This is a genomic window from Clostridium estertheticum, assembly GCF_011065935.2.
GTDB lineage: Bacteria > Bacillota > Clostridia > Clostridiales > Clostridiaceae > Clostridium_AD > Clostridium_AD estertheticum_A.
Window position 1 is genome coordinate 4,399,365 of record NZ_JAAMNH020000001.1, and the last position, 25,201, is coordinate 4,424,565.

General features: G+C 31.2%; 21 protein-coding genes and 2 riboswitches. Of the genes, 6 read left to right on the forward strand and 15 right to left on the reverse strand.

The window, feature by feature from the left end; all coding sequences use genetic code 11:
- Positions 1-4: 4 nt before the first annotated feature.
- Positions 5-301: a hypothetical protein gene (locus G9F72_RS20990; RefSeq protein ID WP_164957635.1), complete on the reverse strand. Its 297-nt coding sequence runs from the start codon at positions 299-301 to the stop codon at positions 5-7.
- Between the two features lie 326 nt (positions 302-627).
- Here G9F72_RS20990 and G9F72_RS20995 point away from each other — a divergent pair, with 326 nt between their 5' ends.
- A complete protein-coding gene (locus tag G9F72_RS20995; protein WP_164957634.1) occupies positions 628-1,068 on the forward strand; it encodes a CBS domain-containing protein in 441 nt (146 codons plus the stop codon).
- 62 nt (positions 1,069-1,130) lie between these two features.
- On the opposite strand, the gene nagB is transcribed toward G9F72_RS20995, so the two are convergent.
- From nagB to G9F72_RS21015, 4 genes are all read right to left on the reverse strand, one after another.
- Positions 1,131-1,856: a glucosamine-6-phosphate deaminase gene (gene nagB, locus G9F72_RS21000; protein WP_164957633.1), complete on the reverse strand. Its 726-nt coding sequence runs from the start codon at positions 1,854-1,856 to the stop codon at positions 1,131-1,133.
- A gap of 32 nt (positions 1,857-1,888) precedes the next feature.
- A complete protein-coding gene (nagA, locus tag G9F72_RS21005) occupies positions 1,889-3,064 on the reverse strand; it encodes an N-acetylglucosamine-6-phosphate deacetylase (RefSeq protein ID WP_164957792.1) in 1,176 nt (391 codons plus the stop codon).
- Between the two features lie 69 nt (positions 3,065-3,133).
- On the reverse strand, positions 3,134-4,009 hold the full coding sequence (gene murQ, locus G9F72_RS21010; protein ID WP_164957632.1) for an N-acetylmuramic acid 6-phosphate etherase: 876 nt from the start codon (positions 4,007-4,009) through the stop codon (positions 3,134-3,136).
- A 63-nt stretch (positions 4,010-4,072) separates the two neighbouring features.
- Positions 4,073-4,807, reverse strand: coding sequence for a GntR family transcriptional regulator (locus G9F72_RS21015; protein WP_187356070.1), 735 nt, complete (start codon positions 4,805-4,807; stop codon positions 4,073-4,075).
- A gap of 163 nt (positions 4,808-4,970) precedes the next feature.
- On the opposite strand from G9F72_RS21015, the gene G9F72_RS21020 reads away from it, so the two are divergent.
- Positions 4,971-5,132, forward strand: a complete 162-nt coding sequence (locus tag G9F72_RS21020; protein WP_164957630.1) for a hypothetical protein — start codon at positions 4,971-4,973, stop codon at positions 5,130-5,132.
- 117 nt (positions 5,133-5,249) lie between these two features.
- Here G9F72_RS21020 and G9F72_RS21025 read toward each other — a convergent pair whose 3' ends face one another.
- Both G9F72_RS21025 and G9F72_RS21030 read right to left on the reverse strand, forming a co-directional pair.
- The gene (locus G9F72_RS21025) at positions 5,250-7,388 is read right to left on the reverse strand and encodes a heavy metal translocating P-type ATPase (RefSeq protein ID WP_318010962.1); all 2,139 of its coding nucleotides are present in this window, start codon (positions 7,386-7,388) and stop codon (positions 5,250-5,252) included.
- 77 nt (positions 7,389-7,465) lie between these two features.
- Complete coding sequence (locus G9F72_RS21030) at positions 7,466-7,828, reverse strand: ArsR/SmtB family transcription factor (protein ID WP_164957628.1); 363 nt, start codon at positions 7,826-7,828, stop codon at positions 7,466-7,468.
- Between the two features lie 298 nt (positions 7,829-8,126).
- On the opposite strand from G9F72_RS21030, the gene G9F72_RS21035 reads away from it, so the two are divergent.
- The gene (locus G9F72_RS21035; RefSeq protein ID WP_164957627.1) at positions 8,127-9,038 is read left to right on the forward strand and encodes a transposase; all 912 of its coding nucleotides are present in this window, start codon (positions 8,127-8,129) and stop codon (positions 9,036-9,038) included.
- 358 nt (positions 9,039-9,396) lie between these two features.
- On the opposite strand, the gene surE is transcribed toward G9F72_RS21035, so the two are convergent.
- Positions 9,397-10,149 (reverse strand): 5'/3'-nucleotidase SurE, encoded by a 753-nt coding sequence (gene surE, locus G9F72_RS21040; protein ID WP_164957626.1) that lies wholly within the window; start codon positions 10,147-10,149, stop codon positions 9,397-9,399.
- Between the two features lie 353 nt (positions 10,150-10,502).
- On the opposite strand from surE, the gene G9F72_RS21045 reads away from it, so the two are divergent.
- A complete protein-coding gene (locus tag G9F72_RS21045) occupies positions 10,503-11,771 on the forward strand; it encodes an RNA-guided endonuclease InsQ/TnpB family protein (protein ID WP_164957791.1) in 1,269 nt (422 codons plus the stop codon).
- A 302-nt stretch (positions 11,772-12,073) separates the two neighbouring features.
- Here G9F72_RS21045 and G9F72_RS21050 read toward each other — a convergent pair whose 3' ends face one another.
- The 6 genes from G9F72_RS21050 to gcvT form a co-directional block, all read right to left on the reverse strand.
- Positions 12,074-13,390: a hypothetical protein gene (locus G9F72_RS21050; protein WP_164957625.1), complete on the reverse strand. Its 1,317-nt coding sequence runs from the start codon at positions 13,388-13,390 to the stop codon at positions 12,074-12,076.
- 154 nt (positions 13,391-13,544) lie between these two features.
- A complete protein-coding gene (gene lpdA, locus G9F72_RS21055) occupies positions 13,545-14,945 on the reverse strand; it encodes a dihydrolipoyl dehydrogenase (protein WP_164957624.1) in 1,401 nt (466 codons plus the stop codon).
- Positions 14,946-15,015: 70 nt separating this feature from the next.
- Positions 15,016-16,476, reverse strand: a complete 1,461-nt coding sequence (gcvPB, locus tag G9F72_RS21060; protein WP_164957623.1) for an aminomethyl-transferring glycine dehydrogenase subunit GcvPB — start codon at positions 16,474-16,476, stop codon at positions 15,016-15,018.
- Positions 16,473-17,816 carry an aminomethyl-transferring glycine dehydrogenase subunit GcvPA gene (gene gcvPA / locus G9F72_RS21065; RefSeq protein WP_164957622.1) on the reverse strand — a complete coding sequence of 448 codons (1,344 nt, stop codon included), beginning with the start codon at positions 17,814-17,816 and terminating at the stop codon, positions 16,473-16,475. The genes gcvPB and gcvPA overlap by 4 nt, the downstream gene beginning before the upstream one ends.
- Position 17,817: 1 nt before the next feature.
- On the reverse strand, positions 17,818-18,201 hold the full coding sequence (gcvH, locus tag G9F72_RS21070; RefSeq protein WP_164957621.1) for a glycine cleavage system protein GcvH: 384 nt from the start codon (positions 18,199-18,201) through the stop codon (positions 17,818-17,820).
- A gap of 19 nt (positions 18,202-18,220) precedes the next feature.
- Positions 18,221-19,327 carry a glycine cleavage system aminomethyltransferase GcvT gene (gene gcvT, locus G9F72_RS21075; RefSeq protein ID WP_202054862.1) on the reverse strand — a complete coding sequence of 369 codons (1,107 nt, stop codon included), beginning with the start codon at positions 19,325-19,327 and terminating at the stop codon, positions 18,221-18,223.
- Positions 19,328-19,494: 167 nt separating this feature from the next.
- Positions 19,495-19,598: riboswitch (glycine riboswitch) on the reverse strand.
- A 214-nt stretch (positions 19,599-19,812) separates the two neighbouring features.
- Between gcvT and G9F72_RS21080 the strand changes: the two genes are divergently transcribed.
- Positions 19,813-20,793, forward strand: a complete 981-nt coding sequence (locus G9F72_RS21080; RefSeq protein WP_164957619.1) for a lipoate--protein ligase — start codon at positions 19,813-19,815, stop codon at positions 20,791-20,793.
- Between the two features lie 308 nt (positions 20,794-21,101).
- Positions 21,102-21,199: riboswitch (glycine riboswitch) on the forward strand.
- A 160-nt stretch (positions 21,200-21,359) separates the two neighbouring features.
- Positions 21,360-22,697 (forward strand): amino acid permease, encoded by a 1,338-nt coding sequence (locus G9F72_RS21085; RefSeq protein ID WP_164957790.1) that lies wholly within the window; start codon positions 21,360-21,362, stop codon positions 22,695-22,697.
- Between the two features lie 562 nt (positions 22,698-23,259).
- Here G9F72_RS21085 and pepF read toward each other — a convergent pair.
- Positions 23,260-25,059, reverse strand: a complete 1,800-nt coding sequence (gene pepF, locus G9F72_RS21090) for an oligoendopeptidase F (protein WP_164957618.1) — start codon at positions 25,057-25,059, stop codon at positions 23,260-23,262.
- Positions 25,060-25,201 lie beyond the last annotated feature (142 nt).

A 25,201-nucleotide genomic window follows, 5' to 3' on the forward strand; every position in this document is an offset into this window, starting at 1 on the left:
AAAATTACAAATAATATATTGTCCCAGTACAGTTTACTTCTAAACCATCTTTATACTCTTCGTAGTCAATATATGCACCTTTAAGTTCTATAACATTTTCATGTATCTCAAATTCTTCTATACTTATTGTTTCTATTACATTATTTTCATTAGAACAAGTAGCTAATGTATCATAGTAATCTTCTTCTATATTATATATAATTACTGTACTTAATATTCTAAAGGTTGCTCTTCTCACAATTGCTTTATCGGGATGTTTTGTAGGTATTGTACTACTATTTTTTTTATCTTTAAAAAACAAATCCACCACCCTCCATCCTCATTTTTATATTTGTATACTTATATTAAAATAGCATTACTCTATTTACTTATTACCATTATACCTTATTGTTAATGCATAATTACTATTTAATGTGTTATTTTAGTATTTTAGCCTAAAATTCATGTAAAGTCCATTATTAAATCCATTAATATTAAGTGGTTATAAATCTTTTATAAACACTTTACATATCATTTATTAACTGGTCTCAATTTTAATAGATTATACATCGCTAAATAAAAAAAACATGATATAATGAGATTGTAAGATAACTGGTAAAATAATTTTTTTTAAAGGATGGGTAAAATATGAACATAGCTTTTTTTCTTACGCCTAAAAATCAAGTTGTTTATGAAAAACCAAGTTCAACAATGAGGCAAGCATTAGAACGAATGGAATACCATAGGTATGCTGCTGTTCCCTTAGTCAATGAAAAAGGTAATTATGTAGGTACTTTAACAGAGGGTGATTTATTATGGAAACTAAAGAATACTCCAAATTTAAGTTTTAATGATACAAGTAAAATTTTAATTAGTGATATCCCAAGGCATATCACTAACACAGCAGTATTAATTAATTCAGACATAGAGAGTTTAATCTCACTCGCAAAGGATCAAAACTTTGTTCCTGTTGTAGATGATAATAATATCTTTATAGGAATAATTAAAAGAAGTGATATAATAACTTATTGTTTTAATTTATTATATGATAATAACGAAAATAAAGAATTTAAATTAATAGCAACATAAATCACCCATGGAAATAAGCAAAACACCTATACTAGTTCATTATCTAGTATAGGTGTTTTGTTTTATAAAAGGCTAGCAGCTTCCTTATCTAAAATAATTGTTACATCATTATGTAGTTGAAGAATAGAAGCCGGTACCTTAGGGCTTATTTTCCCTTTAAGAGCTCTTTCTATTGCTTCAGCCTTGCTTATTCCATTGGCAAGCAAAATGATTTTCTTGGAGTTCATTATTGTCTTTATTCCCATACTTATGGCTTTTACTGGTACATCCTCTATTGAGTCAAAAAACCTAGAATTAGCTTCTATAGTCTGTTCATCAAGATTAACTAAATGTGTTTGCGCCTCAAAATTTACATCTGGTTCATTGAATCCAATGTGCCCATTTCCACCTATACCAAGCACTTGCATATCAATGCCATTAGCTTCTTTTATTTTATCCTCATAGTCCGAGCATACAGCATCAACATTCTCTGCCATACCATTGGGCACATTAATATTTTCCATGTTTATATTTATATGCTTAAATAAATTATCAATCATATAACTATAATAACTTTCAGTATTTTCTCTATTAAGTCCATAATATTCGTCCAAGTTAAAGGTCGTAACCTCTTTAAAATCCACTTCATTTTTGCTATACAATTGGATTAATTCCTTATACATTCCAAGTGGAGTGTCCCCAGTAGCCAGGCCTAATACACTATCCGGCTTTAACATTACTTGACTTGCAACCATCATTGCAGCTTTTTTACTCATTTCTTCATAATTATCTACTACTATTATTCTCATATTTGCACCGCCTCATAATAATACTCAACATTTTACTTTTGAGTTTGGAACACTATTTCCCCTTCAACTATTGTTAAAAATACATCTATTTCTTCATCAAAAATAACTATATCCGCGTCAAGTCCTACCTCTAAACTCCCTTTTTTATTATCCATATGAATAACCTTTGCTGGAACATTCGATGCCATGGCTACTGCCTCATAGATTTCTAAATCACTGTGATTCAGCATATTTTTTACACCCTTATTTAAGGTTAAAACACTTCCTGCCAAAGTACCATCTTCAAGTTTTGCGGCTCCATTTTCAACTATTACCTTCTGTCCGCCAAGATCATATATACCACACTTCATACAGCCAGCTCTCATAGAATCTGTTATAAGTACAATTTTATCCTTTTGCTTTGCATTTATAAGTATATTAAAAATTGCTGGATGAATATGTATCATGTCTGCTATTAATTCACAGGTTATATCACTTGTAAAAATTGCACCTACAATACCTGGTTTTCTATGATTCAAGGGAGTCATAGCGTTGAATGTATGAGTTGCATGGGTTATTCCATGCTCAATAGCCTTAAGTGTCTCTTCGTAGCTTGCATCTGAATGGCCTATTGACAAGGTGATTTCAGAATTACTTTTTACCTTTTTCATAAAATTATGGTTTTCATCTTTTTCTGGTGCCAGAGTTATAATTTTAATAATATCTAAATAATCCACTATAACATCATAATTTGGTTCTATAATATTGTCTGACTTCTGAGCCCCTTTGTGCTTTTCATTTATGAATGGCCCCTCCATATGTGCCCCTAAAATCTTTGCTCCCTCATTGCCCTTTGACATTGCTTCTCTTATAGCATCTAAAGCATTATATATACTATCACGATCCATAGTCATTGTTGTAGGTAGATATGCTGTTACTCCATTTGCGGCTATTGTTGTACTTATAACTCTTAAGGCTTCCGAGCTTGCATCCATAGTGTCATAGCCTCCTGAGCCATGAATATGAATATCAATAAAGCCAGGTGAAACATATTTACCCATAGCATCTATCACTTGTATATCTTCCTTATATTCTTCTTTATACTCTTTTTTATACTGTAGGAATTCTTCCTCAGTTATAATATTTGTAATTTGTTTTTCGAAAATTATTACACTATCATGCATTATTCTATCTTTCATAATAAGTCTTCCATTAACTATAGCCTTAATTTTCATCACCTCATCATATATTTTATTTGAAATTAATATGCTTGTTATTTATTTTTATGTATCTAATTACTATAATATTGCTAATGCCTTCGCTACATTTCCCTTGCACTTATCTAAGGCTTCTTTTGCTTTTTCAAGAGTCACGTCGCTCTTGATTTTAACAATGCACACTTTAGGATCATATTCGCAGATTTCTAAAGTTTCATTTACTGTGGTGTCATCCACACCTGTGGCAATTTTCACTATTTCACGTACCCGCTCTTGTAGTTTTTTATTAATAGGTCGTACATTAACCATTAAATTAGAATAAGTTTTGCCTAGTTTAATCATAGCTACAGTGCTTAACATATTTAAAACCATCTTTTGTGCAGTTCCAGCTTTCATTCTAGTGGACCCTAGTATTACTTCTGATCCAACCTCTATAGCTATAGTAACTTCACAAATGTCTTTAATATTACCCTTTGAGTTACACATAAGCGCTATAGTTTTACAACCAATTGATTTCGCATATTCAATAGCAGATACAACATAAGGTGTATTTCCACTAGCCGTTATACCTACTAAAACATCTTTTTTATTTATATTTACCACTTTTAAATCATCAACAGCCAATTCTGGTTCATCCTCTGTATGTTCAAGCCATCCGCTTAAGGCTTCCACTCCGCCAGAAATAATTCCTTGAACCATAGAATCATCCACTCCAAATGTGGGAGGACATTCTGAAGCATCCATTACTCCTAATTTTCCACTGGTGCCACTACCAATATAAAAAAGTCTCCCACCTTCTTCAAAACTTTCAATGATCAATTCTACTGCTTTTTCTATGTTACTAAGCTCTTTTTCAATAGCTATTGCTATCTTTTTGTCCTCATCATTTACCTTTTTAAGAATTTCAAAGGTACTCATTGCATCTAAATTTAATTCATCTTCTTTACCCTTTTGCATAAAAAACCTCCTTATTTAAATCTATGACTCTTTGAGTAGATAATAATACTGATTATTTTTCTCTTATTTTAAGATTATTTGATATTTATACTTATCACTTCTATATATAGCCTTGGTATACTCAATAGGCGTTTCATTTTCTAAATAAGTGGTTCGTCTAAATATTAATGCTAAAGCAGAGTTTTCTTGATGTAGCAGTTTACTTTCATATTCATTTAGCATTGTTGGTTCAATGGTTTGCTTTGCTTTATCAGGGTGATACCCATACTTTTCACGAAATATCTCATATAATGATTTATTTTCAATGATATCTCTAGTCATTCCATTAAATAAATAATATGGAAGCCATGCTGTTTCGATTGCAACTGGTTGCTCATCACTAAATCTCAGTCTTTTAATTTCAATGATTTTATTTTCATCTTCAGGCATTTTCAGTTCAAGTCTATGTTTCTTTGTTGCTTCTATAAGCTTAAATGATAATATTTTAGTTTTTGATACTACACCATTTTCTTGCATTTGCTCAGTAAAACTTTGAAGTTGTGATATTTCACGATTAACCTTTGGTTTAGACACAAAAGTTCCTTTTCCCTGTTCTCTATAAACTAAACCCTCATTTACTAAGGACATAATAGCCTTGTTTACTGTCATTCTGCTAACTCCTTGGATTTCGCAAAGTTCTCTTTCTGTTGGAATAGATTGTCCTGGCTTTAAATCTTCATTTTCTATCATTTCTTGTAGTATTTCTTTTATCTGATAATGAAGTGGTATAGGATTGTCTTTTGAAACTTTTTTCAAAATTTCCCCTCCTCAATTAGGAATAACTTTTTGTATTCATAATCATAGTCATATGCTACTATAATGTTATGTTGTCATGTTGTATATACCAATTGTATTTCAGATCTGTTTTTTTTACAACCTATTTGAGTAAATTTTTATTAATTCAATTATATAGTTCATAGTAATGCTTGCAACAAATGTTGATGAAGCTCATGCTGATAAGATATTAGTCCAAACAATTTTTGATGTTAAACTTTCAATACTAATGATAAAATCAAAATTAAATAAAGATGCAGCAGAAAAATTGCTTATGGAAAATAGTGGTTATATGAAAAAAGCATTATAAACTACATTAATAAAGTAGAACTTAGGAACATATAAAAAGGATAACAAGAATTTTAGTTCTTGTTATCCTTTTTTATATTTTTAGCTTTAGATTATCACCTAGTATGCTGAAATGTCTTTAAACCTTCATTGCTCTCATAGAATTTAACACCGCAATTAGGGCAACCCCTACATCTCCAAAAACAGCTTCCCACATGGTCGAAATTCCGAAAACCGCCAATACTAAAATTGCTATTTTTACACTTAGTGCAAATATAATATTTTGCATAACAATCCTCTTTGTTCTTTTAGCAATCATAATAGCTTCAGCGATTTTCGAAGGTTCATCAGTCATTATCACTATGTCTGCAGCTTCTATGGCAGCATCAGAACCTACTCCACCCATGGCTATCCCCACATCTGCTCTTGCAAGCACTGGAGCATCATTAATGCCATCACCTACAAATACTATCTTTCCTTTAGGTGACTTTTTATTTTGCAGTATTTCCAGCTTCTCAACCTTCTCATGTGGAAGTAATTCTGAGTAAACTTCATCTACACCTAATATTCTTCCAATACTTTCTGCTATATCTTTATTGTCACCTGTAAGCATTACTATTTTCTTAACGCCCATAGATTTCAAACTAGCTATGGCACGAATAGAGTCTTCTTTTATCTCATCAGAAATTATAATGCTACCTGCATATTTCTTGTCTATAGCTACATATATTATGGTTCCTACATTTTCAACTTTACTATAGGAAATTTTCTCACTATCCATTAACTTCGAATTACCAGCTAGCACACATTTTCCTTTTACCCCAGCTTTAAGACCTTTTCCAGCTATTTCTTCCACATCTTTAATATCTTCCTTGCATACATCTTTGCCATAAGCTTTTAATATAGAAATTGCAATAGGATGATTTGAATAGCTTTCTGCGCTGGCCGCATACTCCAATAATTCTTCACTGCTTATTTCACCTTCCGCATGTATTTCTGTAACCACAAATACTCCTTTAGTTAGTGTTCCCGTCTTATCAAAAACCACTACTTCAACACTATTTAATGCCTCCAAGTAATTTCCACCTTTGACCAAAATACCATTTTTAGATGCCCCGCCTATTCCTCCAAAAAATCCAAGTGGAATAGATATCACTAGTGCACAAGGACAAGATACTACTAAAAATACCAATGCTCTATATACCCACATAGAAAAAGTAGCTCCAGGTATTAAAAGAGGTGGAATTATTGCAAGTACAGTCGCACTTACAACTACGATTGGCGTGTAATATCTTGCAAATTTAGTTACAAAGTTTTCAGTTGGCGCTTTTTTACTGCTAGCATTTTGCACTAAATCTAGAATTTTGGAAAGAGTTGATTCACCAAATTCTTTCGCAACTTCTATAGTTAATAATCCATTTTTATTTATACAACCAGCTAAAATTTCATCCCCACTTGCAACTTCTCTAGGAACTGATTCACCAGTTAAGGCAGCTGTATCTACTAAGGACTTACCTTCTATAATAATTCCATCTAAAGGTACTTTTTCTCCTGGCTTTACAATTACAATATCCCCTATGTGTACTTGCTCTGGATCTACCTTAACAATTTTATCTCCAAATTTTTTATTTGCATAATCTGGTCTAATATCCATAAGTGCAGATATGGACTTTCTTGATTTATTTACAGCTGCTTCTTGGAAAAACTCTCCTACTTGATAAAAAAGCATAACCCCAACGCCTTCTGGAAATTGTCCAATTGAAAAAGCTCCAACTGTAGCCAGTGCCATTAAGAAATTTTCATCAAAAACTTCGCCTCTTAATATATTTCTTATTGCAATTATAAGGACTTCTCCACCAATTAATAAATAGCTTATAAGGAATAATGAAAATTCGACCCAATAATCTAATTTCAAAACCAATGCTATGGTGAAAAGTATTATACCTACAGAAAATGCTATGATTTTATTTTTGTTTTTTACTTGTTCCTCATCATCACGGACCTGATTTTGTAACTTTCCCTCAGGTTTAAATGTTTTTTCATTGTTTGATATAAGCACAACATCAGGTTCTATCCTCTTAACTATTTTTTTTATTTCATCTATAATTGATAATATTTTATCTTCGCCTTGGATTTGGATAATTAAGTTTTTACTAATAAAATTAACATTTGCATCTACTACGCCATCTATCTTTTTACAATGAGCTTCAATTTTATTTGCACAATTAGCACAACATAGACCTTCTAAAATGAATTCTCTTTTTATTATAGTCTCCATTTTTTCCCCCTTATCAACTTTTATGTATTTTCCATTATGCATTTTCCATTATGCATTTTTCTTGATACTATAGAATATTATTTTAGTTCTTTTATGTGTATAAGTCCTTGGTCGAAAATTTGTTTAACATGTTCGTCATCCAAGGAATAGTACACAACTTTACCTTCTTTTCTATACTTCACAAGTCTAGCATTCTTAAGTACACGAAGTTGATGTGAAATAGCTGATTGGGTCATATTAACAAGCGCAGCTATATCACAAACACACATTTCAGTTTGAAATAATACGCAAAGAATTTTAATTCTTGTACTATCCCCAAAAACTTTAAAAAGATCTGCGAGGTTATATAGTGTTTCCTCTTGTGGTATTGATTTTCTAACTTTTTCTACCACATCTTCATGTATAGTCGTGCAACTACAAAACTCTATTTTGTTTACCATCTAATTTCCCTCCATTCATATGAACGTATGAATTGTTGTTCATATGTTATATTATATTCCACTGATTAACACTTGTCAACATTCCTTTGAGTTTTATTTGGTTTTTTTTGGGGACGGTTAACAACTATTTAAATCATCGGCTTAAATAATTGGGGACGGTTAACAACTATTTAAATCATCGGCTTAAATAATTGGGGACGGTTAACAACTATTTGAACTATTAGCTTAAGAACTTGAATATCATCTTAAAAGATTGGCAAGGATTTAAGAAAAAGTTTAAATGGAGAGGTGATTTTTTATGGCAAGAACAGAAAGATTAAAAGCGCCTGATGCTATATTTCATATTATGTGCAAAAGTATCAGCGAGGTAGATTTATTCAGGAGTTCTGAAGATAAGGAAAAGTATTTATCACTTGTTAAGAAGTATAAAAAGCTCTATAATGTTAAAATTTACGGGTACTGCCTTATGGATAACCATGCACATTTATTGGTTGATGCTAATGGCGCAGATATATCAAAAGTCATGCATGGCATAAATTTTTCTTATGCAATGTACTTTAATAAAAAACATGAAAGAGAAGGACATCTATTTAAAGATAGATTCAAGAGCATAATAATTGATAATGACCAATACTTGAAGACAGTATCATTATATATACATAATAATCCTACAGATATATGTGGTTTTAAAGATTGTCCTGAAAAATATGCTTTTTCTAGTTTAGGAATATATATTGGTAAAAAACGTGACCATTTCAACATAGTTGATTATGGATTTGTCTTGGGCTTTTTTGGTAACTCCCTTAACGCTGCAAGGAAAAACTACTATAGCCTTGTTTTTGGATGCAACGACGAAAAATTAAAAGAAGAAATTGAATTTAAAGATGAAAAAACCGAATATAGAAGTGGAAGAAATATACTTTTTAGAAATTTCACTCTTGAAGATATAATAGAGTTCATAACCTCAAAAATGAATATATCAAAAATTCTTCTTAATATTAAGTACAGTAGAAAGCTTGTACATGCAAAAGCATTAACAATTGTTCTAATGAGGAGCCTTGGAAATTTTAAGTCCAGTGTAATATCCGGCGTGCTTGGAAACATTACACAGGCTAGAATATCAAAATTAAGTTCTTTTGGTATAGAATTAATTTTAACTGAAAAAAAATTCGAAAATATTATTGAGGAATTTATTAAATGTTATGCTTAGTAAGGTATTAATTAATTTGAATTTAAATATTAGGCTTATTATTTGATTTAACCATAGTTAATTAACCTTAATTAAAATTATTTACTGTAGTTATACATTTATTAAGGTGTGGTAATAATAAAAAAATATGGAATATTATAAATGTATACTTAATTTCTTAAAGTAGGACAAGCTTAAGGAAAATATTATCGTTTTGATTTTTTAAAATAAAAATCATCTAACTAAAGCAGTAATAAATAAATTTATTATTCAAAAGGTACAAGTTTTTATAGAAAACTTGTACCTTTAAAATGATAAATCATTGTTAACCGTCCCTATTTTATCATTGTTAACCGTCCCCATTTTATCAACAGTAAAATTAAAACCATTCACTTACATCATTTAAAATTTTAAAATTTGTTAAATCATAATGAAGTGGTGTTACTGTAACATAGCCCTCTTTAAAATATAATGTATCAGAATCCTCCTCATGAATATCTTTTAATTGACCCTTAATTTCATAATGAGTTTCATTATTTTCTCCAGCAATTCCGGTATAGCAGTTGTTATACAATCTACTACCAATTTTACATACTTTAATTCCTTTTATTTCATTCTCCTTTAGAATTGGAACATTTACATTTAACACAATGTCATTCTTAATGTTATTGGCCTTAGCCGTAAGCAATATTTCTCCAGCATATTTTGCAGCCATTTCATAATTTTCAACATCTTTATTAATCTGCATAGATATGGCCATAGATGGCACTTTATAGATAGATGCTTCTATAGCTGCAGAAACTGTTCCAGAATATAAAACATCCGTACCTAAATTTAACCCTTTGTTGATTCCTGATACTACCATATCTATTTTTCCATCAATAAGTTTATTGATGGCGATTTTTACACAATCGGCTGGTGTCCCATCTACACTAAAAGCTTTTGATTCTAAGCCTTCTAGCACAACTTCTTTTACAATAAGCGGTCTTGAAAGAGTTATTGAATGCCCGCAGGCACTCCTTTCATTATCTGGTGCTACTATAATTACTTCATGATTTTTTTCCAGTGCTTTTGCTAGTGCATATATCCCTTTTGCATTTATACCATCATCGTTTGTAATCAACAATCTCATTCTTCTTCCTCCTTTAACTCACCTAGGCTTCTTAATAATTATTAATTTATATCTGCTAAGCTAATTAATACATTATTTAAGTGGTATGTATTAAAATAGCTTAGATAATTTTTAAGAACTCATTAACTTAAGCTATTATATCTTATATTATATGTTTAATAGGAATATATATCTATCATTTTGTGAAAAGAGTACACCCTCTTCAGTAAGTGGGTGGTGAATTTTCACTTGGCGTTAGCCAACTGTATGATTATTTATTTTATTTGCATAATATAATAAAATAAATAGTTATATTTTTATTGTTTTTGTAACATAATAGTAATATCAAATATTTGATAAAGGAGGAATTTTAAATACCTAAGAAACCTACTAAAAAAGTATTATTTGGTGTTCAAAAACAACAACTTAAACATTTAACAGTTAATGAATATAAAGCTTTAAAAGAATTGTGTTTTTTAACTAAAAATATGTATAATGTAGCTTTATATAATGTTAGGCAATACTATTTTAATGAAAAAAAGTTTCTTAGTTATGAAAATAACTATCATAGTTGTAAGACCAATGAGAATTATTCCATGCTTAATTGTAATTCGGCTCAACAAATTATGAAAGTTGTTGATAGAAACTTTAAGTCTTTTTTTGCCTTAATTAAAATGGCTCAAAAAGGTGAATATCAATACAAAGATATTAAATTACCCAAATATTTACCTAAAGATGGATTTTTTAATCTTATTTTTAGTGAATTTAATACTTCTAAAGAGATATTTTCAGTACCAATGAGTCCTATTTTCAAAAGACTTTATGGCAAAGTTGAAATTAAGATACCAACAAATCTAAAGGGTAAAGCAATTAAAGAAGTTAGAATACTTACTAAAAATAAAGCAAGGTTCTTTGAAATTCAATGGATATATGAAATTCCAGAGTTCAAAGGAAATTTAGATAAAAACAATGCACTTGCTATTGATTTAGGCATAGATAACTTATGTACTTGCACGACTAATAATGGTAAAGCCTTTATACTTGATGGTAAAAAGCTTAAATCAATCAATCAATGGGCTAATAAAAAGAATAGTAGACTTCAATCAATTAAAGATAAGCAAAGGATTGAAAAGACTACTAAAGCTCAAAGAAAGCTATGGGATAAAAGACACAATAAAGTTAATGATTATCTTAATAAAACTGTAAAGATTATTATTGATTATTGCTTAAACAATAATATAGGTACTATTGTAGTAGGTTATAATTCAACGCTTCAGAAAAAGTGCAATTTAGGAAAAATTAACAACCAAAATTTTGTTAATATTCCAATAGGTAATATAAGAGAAAAATTAAGTTATCAATGTCAAAGATATAATATTAATTTAATAGAGCAAGAAGAAAGTTATACATCAAAAGCTGACTTTTTGGTAAATGACAATATTCCTGTTTACAATAGTTTTGATAAAGAAGTACATACCTTTAATGGAAAAAGAACAACTAGAGGACAGTATAAATCAAGCATAGGAATAATATTAAATGCTGATGTTAATGGTTCACTTAATATAATGAGAAAAGCTAATATAAAAAATATTAACTTAGCTAATTGTGAATACCTAAACCCAGTAAGAATAAAAATAGCTTAAATGTAAGCTGAGAGTAGAAATACTTACAGTATAGGGCGTACTTGGACACGCCAAAAGGAATAAGGCTACCTAAATTATTAGGTCGAAAGATAACGCAAACTTCCTTATAAAAAAGAATCCCCCACCTCAGCGTAAGCAGGTGGAGGGAGGGTTCAAGGGCAAGTATTAATTCATCTTTATATTTTGAGATGTTAACTCAACTCATTTCAATTATCTCATATTTGCACTTGCTATCAGCAGGTACAAAGAAATATAAAAAGATTGACAGATAAACTGCCAATCTTTCTATATTTCTTTGTATCTTATTGTTTTATTAAAACAATTTTTTCTGCAAATCCGATTGGTGGTAGACTTCTAGTTAATATCCCACCATAATATGCTGCAACTTTAGAATCTTTCTTAATATCAATTGCTTTAAGTTCCACACCTGTTTTAAAATCTACAATTTTAGTTTTCTCACTTATATTAAGAATAATATTATCAAAGCCACTTTCCCCTATTCTTTCACCTTTTATTTCAATTCTACTCTCTTTTTTGTCTTCTGATGTATAAATATTATCTACAGTTCCAATTGTCCCCATTTCATATTTTGTTTCACTAATAACTATTTTTTTGGCAACTCCTATTGGTGGTAGGCTTTTAGAAAGCATACCATCATAGTAAACTTTCACGTTTGCATCGTTTTTAATTGCCTCTATTGTTAATTTATTACCACTCTTATCACTTATAATTTCAGTTTTAGAATTTATAATAAAGTTTATGTCACCATAGATATTGTCTTTAGATTTTTCTCCCTTAACCGATATCATAAGCTCGTTTTTGCTTCCTTCGAGAATATTGATATCACTAATCAATCCAGTAGCTGTAGCACTTAATTCTTTATCTTGTTTATTAGACAGTATAACAATTTTTTGGGGAGTTGCTATAGGTGGCATACTCATAGTGGTAATATTATAATAAGCTATAACTCTAACCCCTTTTTTTATATCTTTATAGCTTACCACTTTACCAGTTTCACTATCTACAATTTTAGTTTTTTCACTTATCATAAGATTAGTATCTATTTGATTATTCATAAGCGCCATGATTTCTTTTCTTCCTTTATCCGTTTTATCTTTTGTGGTTTCTTTGTTTTCTTTCATTAGTGAAACATCAGTAATTATTCCATAATTGCATGATCCACATTTATCCTCACCTTGCTCTACTATTATCATATTAGCAGTGCTCATTGGTGGAATGCTGGCAGTGACAGCTGGTCCGTAATAAGCCTTTACTTTTACTCCATCTTTAATGTCACTTATATTTAATTTTTTACCGTCATTTGAACTTATTATCTCAGTATCATTATTTACATTTAGTATAATCTTATCATTAATCTCATTATTTGATTTATCATTTTTAAAAGTGAATTGAAATCTACTTTCAGATGATTTCACATCTGAAACTATTCCTTCTGTACTGTTAAAATTCATTTGTGGATTTTTCTGACTAATTGCTTGAATCTTTAAATTAGTATCGTTTTTGGGTCCGCTCATGGTATTTGCAGATGCTAGGATAGAATTTCCCGTTATAAATACCCCTAAAGTTAATATGGCTATTGTTTTTTTTGTAAAATTCATAATATTACCTCCAATTTTGTAATCTCAATGTAAAATCTATTATATTCCTATATAATTTTATACTCCTTAACATACTAGACGACACATCCAGAAAAAACGTTTCAAATTTATCTACAAATTTTCAATATAAAGTTAATATTACCATTTACGACCTTTATCTTCTTTTAGTGGGTACTGAATGAATAGCCTCACCTTTTAACCCTAATACCGCTTCTTCGAAAGCTTCAGACAAAGTTGGATGCGCATGTATCATACTAGTAATGTCATCTACCTTCATATTATTATTTATAGCCATAGCACCTTCATGAATTAAATCTGAAGCATGTGGGCCCATTATATGAACTCCAAGAATTGTATTATCAAGTGAGGCTATAACCTTTATCAGCCCTTCGCCTTCACCTAGTGCAAGCGCTTTGCCATTAGCGCCAAATAAAAACTTACTTGTTTTATACTCCATTCCTTTTTCTTTGGCTTCATTTTCTGTTATACCAACGCAAGCAATCTCTGGAAATACAAAAATGCAACTTGGAATTATTTCACTAGAATGTGGAGTAATATAGCCCATAATTTTTTCTGCTACTTTTTTACCTTGGTGTGATGCCACATGAGCAAGCATGCTTTTTCCATTCACATCGCCAATAGCATATATATGTGGGATGTTAGTTTCATGATTTTCATCTACCACAATAGCATTTCTATTAAGTATTATACCTAATTTTTCAATATCGAGTCCCTCAGTCATAGGTGTTCGCCCAACGGACACAAGTACCTTGTCTGCCGTAAACACAATTTTTCCACTTTTTCCTTCTGCAGTTACAATTAGGTCTTCATTATGTTTTTCAATACTAATTACCCTTGTATTAGTATTAATATCCATACCTTTTTTCTTAAGTGAAACACTAAGTCTCTTTGTTAAATCAGTATCCACTTGGGCAAGAATACTTGGCAAAAACTCTATTATAGTTACCTTTGATCCTAAAGCATTAAATATCCCTGCAAATTCCATACCTATAACCCCACCACCTATGATGGCTAAATTATTAGGAACTTCTTTAAATTCAAGTATATTTTCACTTGTAAATACTCCTGGTAGAGTTATACCCGGTATATTAGGTATTGATGGCACAGACCCCGTTGCTATAATTATATTTTTCGATGTTATTTCTCTTAATTCTCCATCCTTAAGTAAAATAGAAACTGTATTATTATCTTTTAGTGAAGCTGTTCCTAAAATTATATCTATATTATTGGCCTTTAATAATTGTTCTACCCCACTTACCAGTTGGCTCACTATTTTGTCTTTTCTGTTTTGAATTTCTTCTACGCTAATACTATAACTATCAACCTTTATTCCGAATTCTGTAATATTTTTTAAAGTATTTAGAATCTCAGCATTTCTATATAGCACCTTTGTAGGAATACATCCTCTATTTAAGCAGGTGCCACCAAACTCAGCCTTTTCTATAATGCAAACCTTAGCACCAAGTTGCGCTGCTCTAATAGCCGCAACATATCCCCCAGGCCCTCCACCAATTATTACTATATCTTTATCCATCACTACTCCCCCTGTAAATTTTGTTTTCATAGTTAAAATTCGGGATAGATAAACTATCCCGAATTTTTTCTTAGATTGTTTTAGTATATTTTAAAACTGGATATCTAGCAGCCTTGACTTCATCAAGCCTTCTAACACTAGTATTATATGGAGCCCTCTTTAGTAACTCAGGATTTTCTTTTGCTTCCTTTGAAATACTTATCATAGCTTCAATAAAAGCATCCATAGTTTCGAGGCTTTCTGTTTCCGTAGGCTCTATCATAATTGCATTATCTACAATTAGAGGGAAATATATTGTAGGTGGATGGTATCCATAGTCTAAAAGTCTCTTAGCAATATCTAATGTAGTTACTTCGCTTAGTCCCTGTTCTAACCCACCTAAAACAAATTCATGCTTGCAGACTTTATCAATTGGTAAATAATAATAGTCTTTCAGTTTGCTTTTCATATAATTTGCATTAAGCACGGCCATTTCACTTGCCTTTTTTAGTCCCTCAGCGCCCATTGAGAGTATATAAGTATATGCGCGAACAAGAACTCCAAAATTTCCGTAAAAACTCTTTATCTTTCCAATAGATAGTGGTTTATCGTAATTAAGAGTAAAGTTTTCTCCGTTTTTTTCTACTATTGGCATAGGTAAATATGGTATAAGTCCACTTTTAACTCCTACTGGTCCACTTCCCGGTCCACCACCGCCATGAGGTGTAGAAAATGTTTTATGAAGGTTCATATGAACCACATCAAAGCCCATATCTCCTGGTCTTGCCATACCCATAATGGCATTTAAATTTGCTCCATCATAATATACAAGCCCGCCCGCTTCATGCACTAGTTTTGATATTTCTTTAATATTCTCATCAAAGAGTCCCAAGGTGTTCGGATTCGTGAGCATTAGTCCTGCTATTTCTTCGTTTAATACTGATTTCAAACTATCTAAATCTACGTTACCTTTTTCATCAGATTTAATTTCAACAATATCAAAGCCTGCAACATTTGCACTAGCTGGATTAGTACCATGAGCTGAATCTGGTACTATAATCTTTTTCCTTTTTAAATCTCCTGCATTTTCATGGAAAGCCTTTATAATCATAAGGCCTGTAAGCTCACCATGAGCACCCGCTGCAGGTTGAAGTGAAACCTCATCCATGCCACAAACTTCAGATAATTTCTCACTAAGTTCATACATTAATTGTAAGGATCCTTGAATGGTTTTTTCATTTTGATAAGGGTGAATTCCTGTAAATGAAGGAATTGACGCCATATCTTCATTAATTTTCGGGTTATACTTCATAGTACAAGAACCTAATGGATAAAACCCAGTATCTACGCCATAATTTTTATTAGACAATAGAGTAAAATGCCTTATAACATCTACTTCACTTACTTCCGGAAGGGTTACATCTTTTTTACTTAGTAAATGTTCAGGTATCATTTCTCTAATATCCGTACTCTCTACATCACAAGGAGGTAATTTATAGCCTTGTCTTCCCTCTTTTGAGATCTCAAATATTAATTTATTATACTCTTTCATTTTATCCCCTCCATTGCAGTTATTAGCCCATCAATTTCCGATTTTGTTCTTTTTTCTGTTACACACAGTAGTAGAGCATTTTTATAATCTGGGTAATTTTTCTCTATATCATATCCGCCAAGTATATTACTCTCTAATAATTTATCATTAATAACACTAGCACTTTCCTGTCCCTGAATCACAAATTCCTTAAAGAAAGGTTTATCAAATACTGGCTTGTATTTTTCTAGTTTAATAATTTCATCAAAAGCATAATGTGCCTTTTGCATACTTTGATATGCTACTTCTTTTAATCCCTGTTTTCCCATAGTTATAAGATAAATTGCAGCAGTTAATGCATTTAGTGCTTGATTTGAACATATATTTGAAGTTGCTTTTTCACGCCTTATATGTTGTTCTCTAGCTTGAAGTGTTAAAACAAAGGCTCTTTTTCCATCTACATCAACGGTCTGGCCTACAATTCTTCCAGGTATTTTTCTCATAAGTTTTGTAGTAGTTGCCATGAATCCCAAATAAGGTCCACCAAAATTCATTTGGTTTCCAAGAGATTGACCTTCTCCTACCACAATATCTGCTTTTATTTCTCCTGGAGTTTTTAATATAGCAAGAGATATAGGATCTACACTCATTATTAATAGCGCTTTGTTATCATGAGTAATCTTTTCAACCTCAGTCATATCTTCAATTATTCCAAAGAAATTAGGGTTTTGAACTATAACTCCTGCCACGTTGCTGTCTACAAGCTCTTTTAATTTTATAGTATCAGTAACTCCATCCCTTTCCTCTACCTCTATTAGCTCAATATCTTTAAATTTTGTATAGGTATAAAGAACTTTTCTTATTTCTGGGTGCACAGTTTTTGATACAATTATGGTTTTTCTTTTTGTGCTTTCAACAGCCATAATAGCCCCTTCAGCGCAAGCAGTAGCTCCATCATACATAGATGCATTTGCAACATCTAGTCCTGTTAAATCACATATTAAGGTTTGATATTCAAAAATAGCCTGAAGGGTACCTTGGCTTATCTCTGGTTGATAAGGCGTATATGCTGTATAAAATTCAGATCTCGAAATTAAATGCTTTATTATAGAAGGTATATAATGATCATAAACTCCCGCTCCTAAAAAGCAAACTAACTCCTCGGTGCTTTTATTTTTACTCCAAATGGCTTTTAAGTGCCTCTGTACTTCCAGCTCTGACATAGATGGATTTATATTTAATTCTCTATTTAATTTAACATCCTTAGGTATATCTGAGAACAGTTCCTGCACTGACTCTATACCGATGGATTTTAACATTACCTTTTCGTCTTTCAACGTATTAGATATATATGGAAACATATTATTTCTCCTTACTGCAATATTCACTATATTGCTCTTCGTTCATAAGTTCATTTATTTCTTCCATATTATTAATTTCTATAAGGAGCATCCAATTTTCATAACAGTCGTCATTTACTAATACTGGATTATCTACTATAGCATCATTTATATCTATTACCTTTCCACTAAGTGGAATAATCATGTCGGAAGCTGCCTTAACAGATTCAATTACCCCAAAAGCTTCCCCACTTGTAAATTCTGCATCTATCTCAGGTAGCTCAACAAATACAATATCTCCAAGTGAATGTTGTGCAAAATCAGAAATTCCCACATAAGCCTTATTTCCTTCAACTTTTACCCATTCATGATCATTACTATAAAATAATTCTTTTAATGTTTTCATTTACAATCCCCCTAAATATTTATTTATTATAATTCTTTTTATAGAATTTTTTACTTATTACTTCAGCTTTTAATGATTTATCCCTAATTACGATTTCTATTTCTGTGCCTAACTCACAATATTCAGCATCAATTAGTGCAAGCCCTATATTTTTCTTTAATGTAGGTGACAAATATCCAGTTGTTACCACCCCGATTTTTTCTCCTTGCACTCGAACCTCATATCCATGTCTTGGAATTCCTCTTTCCTTCATCTCAAAGCCTACTAATTTCCTTTTGAGGCCTTCTTCCTTTTGCTTAACTAGTGCTTCTTTACCTATAAAACTATGCTTTTGAAGCTTCACAAAAAAACCAAGTCCTGCTTCAAGTGGAGTAATATCCTGAGATATTTCATTTCCATACAGCGGCAAACAAGCTTCAAATCTTAATGTATCTCTGCAGCCCAGGCCTGCAGGTTTAAGTCCATCTTCCTCGCCTATGCTAAGTAGTTTATGCCATAACTTTTCTATTTCTTCCTTAGACGTGTATATTTCAAATCCATCCTCACCGGTATATCCGGTTCTTGAAATAAGACATTTTATGCCGTCTACAATCACATCTCTTTTACAATAAAAAAACTTAATTTCATCTAAATCTGTATCGGTTATTTTTTGAAGTATCTTTTGAGCCTTTGGTCCTTGAATGGCAAGTTCTGCCACGTAGCCAGAAATATTAGTAATCTCCACATTATACAATTGTTTATTATCTAGCATCCATTGAAAGTCTTTCTCTATATTTCCTGCATTTATAACAAGGTAAAAATGGTCATCTGAGAATTTATATACTAAAAGATCATCAACTATCCCTCCATTTGTATAGCACATAAATGTATATAATATTTGATTGTCTTTAAGTAGCGCAACATCATTTGTAACTAAATTCTGCACAAATTCAAAGGCCTCTGTTCCACTAATATCTACTTCACCCATGTGTGACACATCAAAAAGTCCAGCATTACACCTTACAGCTTCATGCTCAGTAATTATACCCTCATATTGTACGGGCATTGCCCATCCCCCAAATTCAATTATTTTTCCACCGTACTGACTATAAGTGTTATATAACGGCGTTTTCTTTAAATTATCCAACATCCTTCCCCCTTCTGTTTTGTAGAATATATTAAACAAAATATAAAAACAGAGATACAACGACATAAAAATACCCTCATGTCATTGTATCTCTGTATGTTTACCTGAGAGTTTCTACTTTACTAGTATTGCTCGCACGGTGCCAATAATTGGACTTTCCAGAGTTTCATCAAATATCGATATGTTTGCCTGAAAGCTTCTATAAGAAAATGACTATTTCTTATATTTCTCCTTCGGCTATCCCTAAATAGATATCTCTCGATATTATCATCTGCCTATATATAATTGTATGATATAGTATATTAATTTAATTGTACTATACTAATTAAACGTTTTCAATATATTGGTTAGAAATATATAATTTTCTTTATAATGATTTTTATCATCTTATATATTTCATTATAATAACTTATTTGATATAATTCAATTGAATATATACATTAGTTCATAATGTTCAACAAATTTAAGATAAGGGGGAAACTGATATGATTTATATAAATAACACAAATACTAATCCCTATTTTAATATGGCTGTGGAAGAGTATATACTAAAGGAATTTAAAGAGGATTGCTTTATGCTCTGGCGAAACCAGCCTTGTATTGTTGTGGGAAAAAACCAAAATACTCTATCAGAAATTAACATGGACTACATAAAGGCAAATAATATTCCTGTAGTAAGAAGATTATCTGGTGGAGGCACTGTTTTTCACGACTTAGGTAATTTAAATTTTACCTTTATCAAAAATGATAGTGAAGGTAATTTTAATAATTTCAGGAAATTTACCATGCCCATTTTAAATGTCTTAACTTCTCTTAACATAAATGCAGAGTTTAGCGGAAGAAATGATCTTACTATTGAAGGCAAGAAATTTTCTGGAAATGCTCAATATAATTACAAAAACAGAGTTCTTCACCACGGAACCTTGCTTTTTTCATCAAATATTACTGATTTATCAAAGGCATTACAAGCTAACCCACTAAAATTCCAAGACAAGAGTATTAAATCCGTATTAAGCAGGGTAACAAACATAAGCTCCCACTTAAAAGAGCCTCTATCTATTTTGGAATTTGAAGCTTTGATTAAGAGCTATATTATTACAGAAAACAGTTCAGACTCCTTATATGAATTTACTGAATATGATTTAGAAAATATAAATAAGCTTGCCTCAGAAAAATATTCTACTTGGGAATGGAATTTTGGTCATTCTCCAAAATATAATTTCATAAATGAAAAAAAGTTTTCATTTGGTACAATTGAATGCAACATGCAAGTACAGCATGGAATAATAAAAGATATTAGCATATATGGTGATTTCTTTAGCAAACTTGATGTCTCAGACATAGAAGCTAAACTTATAGGTGTAAATCATGTAGAATCTGAAGTTAAATCAGCACTTTCAGGCTTTAATATCTCTGATTATTTTTCAAATGCCATAGTAGAAGATATTTTGAGTTGTATGTTTTAAAGAATATAATTCTTATTTTACATATTTAAACTTTAAATCCAATAAAGTAATTAATTTCTTTTCAAAGTATTATATGTATAAAAGATTCTTGTTGACTAAATTTAATTTTCCTATTAAAATAATAAAGAACTAATAAAATTAATATTTTTGGATGACAATTATTGGAGATATCCACATTGGATAACCGTAGAAGAAAGAAATAAATCTATGCTTATGGTTTATTTTGAAACTTTCAGGTATTAGGCATCTTAAAAAAACAGACTAGTATACAGACTAGTTAATGTTATAAAATGCCTTGTACAATAATTCGACATACCCCTGGAGAGACTGCTTAAATGTGGCATCAACGGAGCAACTTAGATGATTATCTAAGGAAACTTTCAGATAAAAGGACAGGGAGTAAAAAGGCAGTGTTTTTGTTGCCCTTTTACTCCCTGTTTTTATATATTTTAATGACTTTTTATGAAGAAAAGCCTATACACGCAATTATTAATAATCTTCTAAAGTCTTTAATTAATACCATTTCTCCATTACTCCAATACTAACAAAAGAGAGGATGATTTATTCTGGAAACATCAGACAAACTAAGTTCTATCAATAATTCACCAAAAACACTAAAGAAAGAAATCGGCTTACTAGAAGCCATTACCCTAGTTATAGGTATGGTTATAGGTTCAGGAATTTTCTTTAAACCTTCTATTGTCTTTAGAAATGCAGGGTCTCCAACTATGGGAATACTTGCATGGGTAGCGGGTGGTATTATAACTATGGCTTCTGGTCTTACTATAGCTGAAATAGCAACAGCTATTCCCAAAACTGGAGGTATCTTTATATATCTTAAAGAACTTTATGGAGAAAAATGGGCATTTTTATTTGGTTGGGTACAAACCGTTATTTATGTACCTGGCGCTTCTGCTGCTTTAGCAATAGTCCTGGCAACTCAAGCTACTAATTTTGTACCTATGAGTGGATTGCAGCAAAAACTATTTGCAATATTAATGCTATTTGTTATCACCACTGCAAACGTTGTATCAACAAAACTTGCTAGTAAAATTCAGTTCGTTGCAACTGTTGCAAAACTAATCCCAATTTTTATTATTATTGCTTTAGGCCTTATAAAAGGAACAGCTCACAGTTTTTCTCTACCAGTAGGGACTGCTGCAGCTGGGGCTGGGTTTGGAGCAGCTATGCTTGGAACACTTTGGGCTTATGATGGCTGGGTAGGTGTATGTAATATAGCAGGTGAACTTAAAAACCCTAAAAAGGACATACCAAAGTCCATAATTTTAGGGGTAACCGTTATTATGACAGTATATGTTTTATTTAATTTAGCAATTATAAACATAGTTCCTATCACAGATGTTATAAAGTCTAATAAAGTAGCTTCTGATGCTGCAACAATTTTATTTGGAAAATCTGGTTCATTATTTATCACTGTTGGTATATTAATTTCAATCTTTGGAGCATTAAATGGTTACCTAATGACAGGAGTTAGAATACCTTTTGCCATGGCACAGGATAAACTTTTACCTTTTGATAAATTCTTTGGAAAAGTTAATGAAAAATATCAAACTCCATTGAATGCTTTTATGTTTGAGATAGGGCTTGCTTGCTTATATGTATTTAGCGGTTCTTTTGATACCTTAACTAATCTTGTTGTCTTTGTTTTATGGATTTTCTTCACAATGGCAGTAGCTGGTATCTTTATATTAAGAACAAAACATAAAGATTTAGAAAGACCTTATAAAGTACCATTTTACCCAATAGTTCCACTTATCGGAGTTATCGGAGGTATATATATTCTAGTAAGTACGCTTATGACTGATACTTCAAACGCACTTATAGGACTTGCAATAACTTTAATTGGACTTCCTGTATATTGGTATATTAAGAAAAAGAAATAAAATAAAAAGAAAAAGTATATATTATTACAATTGCAATTCGCTATGCTAAGTAATTCTAAACAAATTTTAATTAAAGATACTAAAAAGTACAACTCGCTATCGCTCAGACAGTACTTTTCTTAACGTATCTTTAATTAAAATTAGTTAAAAATTGCTAACGCTTGCTCAAATGCAATTTACATAATATATACTTTTCTTAGCACCCTAATGGATTGATAATATTAGTAACGAAAAAAGCACAGAATAATTTCTGTGCTTCTTTCGATACTGTTATGACTGTAAGAGGTATGCTTAAAATAGCACCTAAATAGTAAGTATGAAATTTCTCCAAAGTGACTTGCAATAAGAAGCGAAAAAACATTGAATTTCCATTTAGAAATTCTTCTTTTGGAAATATAAAATTCTCGTGAGCCTGCCAGGACGGCAGGCTAGCGAACCCGAAGCAGGACGCTGAGTGTGAGCGGCAGAGAATTTTATATTTCCAAAAGATTAGAATTTCTAAATGGAATTTCACGTTTCGAGCTCTTATTGCAAGGCACGTAGGAGAACTTCTATACTTCTCTTACATCTCTTTTTCCAGCATCTCTAACAATTCATCAAATCTTCTTATAGTATCCTCTAAAGGTTTTGGAGTGGACATATCTACCCCTGCCTTTTTAAGTATATTTATTGGATAGTCACTTCCACCACTTTTTAAGAACCCTTTATATCTTTCTACAGCACTTTCGCCCTCTTCAACTATCATTTTACTGAAAGAATTAGCTGCTGCAAAACCTGTAGTATATTGATATACATAAAAATCATTATAAAAGTGAGGTATTCTTGACCATTCCATATCTATACCTTCATCTACAACCATATCTGCTCCAAAATATCTTACGTTTAAATCATGATAAGTTTTACATAAATCCTCTGGAGATAATGGATTGCCCTTTTCTATACTTTCATGAGTTATTTTTTCAAACTCTGCAAACATACATTGTCTAAATACTGTAGTCCTTATTCCTTCTAATTGCTGATTTATTAAGAACAATCTTTTTTTCTTATCTGTTTCATTTTTAATTAAATAATCTATTAATAGGCATTCATTAGTTATTGATGCTACTTCTGCACAAAATAACACATACTCAGAATATATATAGGGTTGAGTCTTTCTTGAATAATAAGAATGAATAGAGTGCCCCATTTCATGAGCAAGCGTTGACACATCATTCAATTGGTAATTATAGTTTAAAAGTACGTAAGGCATACTGTCATAGCAGCCCCAGGAATATGCCCCTGTACGTTTGCCCTTATTTTCAAATACGTCTACCCAACCTTCACTAATTCCTTGTTTGAAAATATCTAAATACTCTTGCCCTAGTGGTTTAATACCATCGAGTGTTATTTTAACAGCATCAGCATATTCAATATGATCTACTTCTACATCGACAATTGGCACATATAAATCATACATATGAATTTCATCAAGCCCTAGCAGTTTCTTTTTAAGGCTTACGTATTTATGAAGTGAAGATAAATTATTATTTATAGTATCCACCACATTATGATAAACCTCTACCGGAATATTATTAGGCTTTAAAGAACTTTCTAATGCGCAGGTATAATTTCTTGTTTTTGCATTAAATACAAAATTCTTTATTGAAGATGTTAAAGATGTTGTTAGTGTATTTTTAAATCCACTATAGGTTCCAAATAATGCATCGAAGGCGTCTTTTCTTACTCTTCTATCCTTTGATTTTATAAAACTACTGTAATTTCCTTCTGTTAATTCAACCTCATTACCACTTTCATCTTTTATACTTGGAAATGTCATGTCTGCATTTGTAAGCATTCCAAATATATTTCCTGGTGCATTTAAACAGTCACTAACAGAAGCCAAAAGCTTTTCTCCCTCTGCACTTAAAATATGAGGTTTTTGATCTAAAATATCTTTTAAATAGAATTCATATAGTTTAAGCGCTGGAAGCCTTCTAATCGCCTCATCTACAGCTCCCTCTGGTAATGATAATAATTCAGGAACAAAAAATGCTGTGACACTGGAAACTTCTGCCGCATAAGCATCAACCTTATTTTTAAGAACTTGAAACTCAGCCTTAGCCGTATCCTCGTCCCCTCTTAGATGAGCATATACAAGTAATCTATCTAAAAGTTTCCCAATTTCTACATCGCTTTCTAAAAATAATAATAACTCCTCAGCCTTGCCCAATTTTCCTGAAAACCTTTTCATTTCTGGAGCCTTAGATTTTAATATTTCAAAATCTTCTTCCCACGCCGCAGAAGTCGCATACATCTTATCAACTTTCCACTTATACATACTATTGATTTCATCTCTTGTCTTAAGCTTTTTAACTTCACTCACTAAAATTTCCTTCTTTCATTTTTAAAATTTAAACTCTACTAACCTAAATTAGTAGGTAACATATTATAACTATATTATCATATAATTGAAAAAGATTCTACAATCTAAAAAACCTCACATTTTGTGAGGTTTTTAGTTGTAC